The following is a 1,941-nucleotide window of genomic DNA, read 5'->3' as shown; positions in this document are numbered from 1 at the left end:
TTCGGAGGATGACGGCGCCGCGAGACCCCTTCCCCGCTGGCGAGAAACCTCGGGTTTATCGCCTCTAGCAGCGGAGATGCGAGTGTAGCTTAATGGTAAAGCCCCTGCCTTCCAAGCAGGATACGCGGGTTCGATTCCCGTCACTCGCTCCATCTTTCGGGAATTCTCCCGATACCCTGTGCCGCATGCCCCGTAGCCAGAATCGCCTGCTGCTCACCTACGCGGACGTCGGCGCAACCGCGACGCGGCCGCTCCCTCCCGGCTACCGCCACATCGAAAGAACCCGGGAAATCGGAGCGGGTAGGGACGCTTTCCTCCGCACGTCCCGGCTACTTTCCGCTTGGGAGATGCACCGCCGCGCCGGATCTCGGTTCCATGGGAGAGCCCGGACGCCGCCGAAGGCGTCGTCGTCAAGCTATCACTCGGTTTCGGCCCCCTCCTGATCTCCGCGCCGTGCCGGGTCGTCTACGTCGTCGACGCCGAACGGGAGGGTGGATTCGCCTATGGCACGCTTCCCGGACATCCGGAGTCCGGCGAGGAGCGCTTCTCCGTGCTGTGGCGAGAGGAGGACGACGCAGTTCTTCTGTGCATCCGCGCGTTCTCCAGGCCGGCGAACCTGCTCGCGCGCCTGTCCGGCCCGGTGGGTCACTTGGTCCAGGAGCGGATCACTACGCGCTACCTTCGCGCACTCGCGGCTTCGGCATAGCCGAGTCTCCCGCAGGCGGGCACCGCTCGCGCCCCCTTGCAGGGAATCGCTAGAAGTGCGCGTGCATCCTCCACACGAGGAACTCCGCGGGTTCGCTCGCAGCCCCATCCCCGCCGTTCTCCCCGACCGCCTCGACCCGCAGGCCCGTGGCGTCCTCAAGGCGGAGGGCGTCGCCGGTGCGGAGGGTCACGGGGGAATCGGCACCTCCGGCGTCAGATCCATCCACCCACACACGCACCTCTCCCCGCGCGACGAAGAGGTGGAGGAACGGAGCGCCCTTGACGGCGAGCGGCCGCCCCTGCTTCGGCCGGGCGATGTCGAGCGCGGTCCAGCGATTGTGGATGCCTACGCCCGGATCCTCGCTGGGCAGCCCGGATAGCGCGGTGACGAGCTCGCCGGTGTCGAGGCGCGCGCCGAGATCGGCCTGCGCGTACTCGGGCTCGAGGTCCGGAGTGTCGGGGGCGACCCACATCTGGAGTACGTGGAGCTTGCCGGCCGCGTCCGGATTTCGCTCGGTGTGGCGGATCCCGCTGCCCGCCGTGATCCGCTGGATCTGGGCCGCGGAGATCGTGCCGGTGTGTCCGGCGGAATCGGCGTGCTCGACGCGGCCGTCGAGGACCCACGTGACGATCTCGGCGTCGCGGTGGGTGTGCGGATCAACGCCCATGAGCGGGTCGATCACGTCGTCGTTGTGCACCATGAGCGTGCCGTGCGCGCCCTTGGCCAGGTCGAAGTTGCCGGCAAATGGGAACGAGAACGTGCTGAAGATGCCGTCGATGCGCTGGTAGGTGCGGTCTTCGGAGCGACGGACATCGATTGTTGTCATGTCATCTACAACCCGGGGTTCGGGCCGGATATTCCGCCGCCTATCCCATGCTCACGTCCCACGCCGACCACAGCTCGGCGTAGTGTCCGCCTGCGGCGACGAGCTCCTCGTGGCTGCCGCTCTCGACGACTTCGCCCCGCTCGACGACGAGCACATTGTCGGCGATGCGCGCCTGGTCGAGCCGGTGGGCGACGACGAGCGCGGCCCGGCCCTCGATGACGGTCGCGGCAGCGCGCTCGAGCGCGCGGGCCCCCGCGGAGCCGGCCTCGGCGGTGGCCTCGTCGAGGATCACGAGCTCGGGATCGGCGATCTCGACTCGGGCGAGCGCCACGAGCTGCTCTTCCATGGGAGTAAAACGGTGGCCGCCCTCCCCGACCGCCGTGTCCATTCCGTCGGGCAGGTCGAGGAG

Annotated in this window: 1 protein-coding gene, 1 tRNA gene and 2 pseudogenes; 2 read left to right on the top strand and 2 right to left on the bottom strand. The window is 68.6% G+C overall.

Annotated elements, in window-relative coordinates:
* Window positions 1–78 precede the first annotated feature (78 nt).
* Together V7E05_RS13685 and V7E05_RS13675 are read left to right on the top strand one after the other, a co-directional pair.
* Window positions 79–152, top strand: a tRNA-Gly gene (locus V7E05_RS13685).
* 33 nt (window positions 153–185) lie between these two features.
* A pseudogene (locus tag V7E05_RS13675) lies at window positions 186–706 on the top strand (DUF1990 family protein).
* Window positions 707–755: 49 nt separating this feature from the next.
* Here V7E05_RS13675 and V7E05_RS13670 read toward each other — a convergent pair.
* Window positions 756–1,532, bottom strand: a complete 777-nt coding sequence (locus tag V7E05_RS13670; protein ID WP_333620188.1) for a pirin family protein — start codon at window positions 1,530–1,532, stop codon at window positions 756–758.
* Window positions 1,533–1,572: 40 nt separating this feature from the next.
* A pseudogene (locus V7E05_RS13665) lies at window positions 1,573–1,941 on the bottom strand (ABC transporter ATP-binding protein); the annotation flags it as partial.

It is taken from the genome of Dietzia sp., from assembly GCF_036741115.1.
Taxonomy (GTDB): domain Bacteria; phylum Actinomycetota; class Actinomycetes; order Mycobacteriales; family Mycobacteriaceae; genus Dietzia.
Note: the sequence above shows the minus strand (reverse complement) of the source record. Positions and strands in the feature narration are given on the sequence as shown.

Coding starts and splice junctions, on each gene's coding strand:
- V7E05_RS13670 (WP_333620188.1), bottom strand. CDS start 1,532: ATGACAACAATCGATGTCCGTCGCTCCGAAGACCGCACCTACCAGCGC.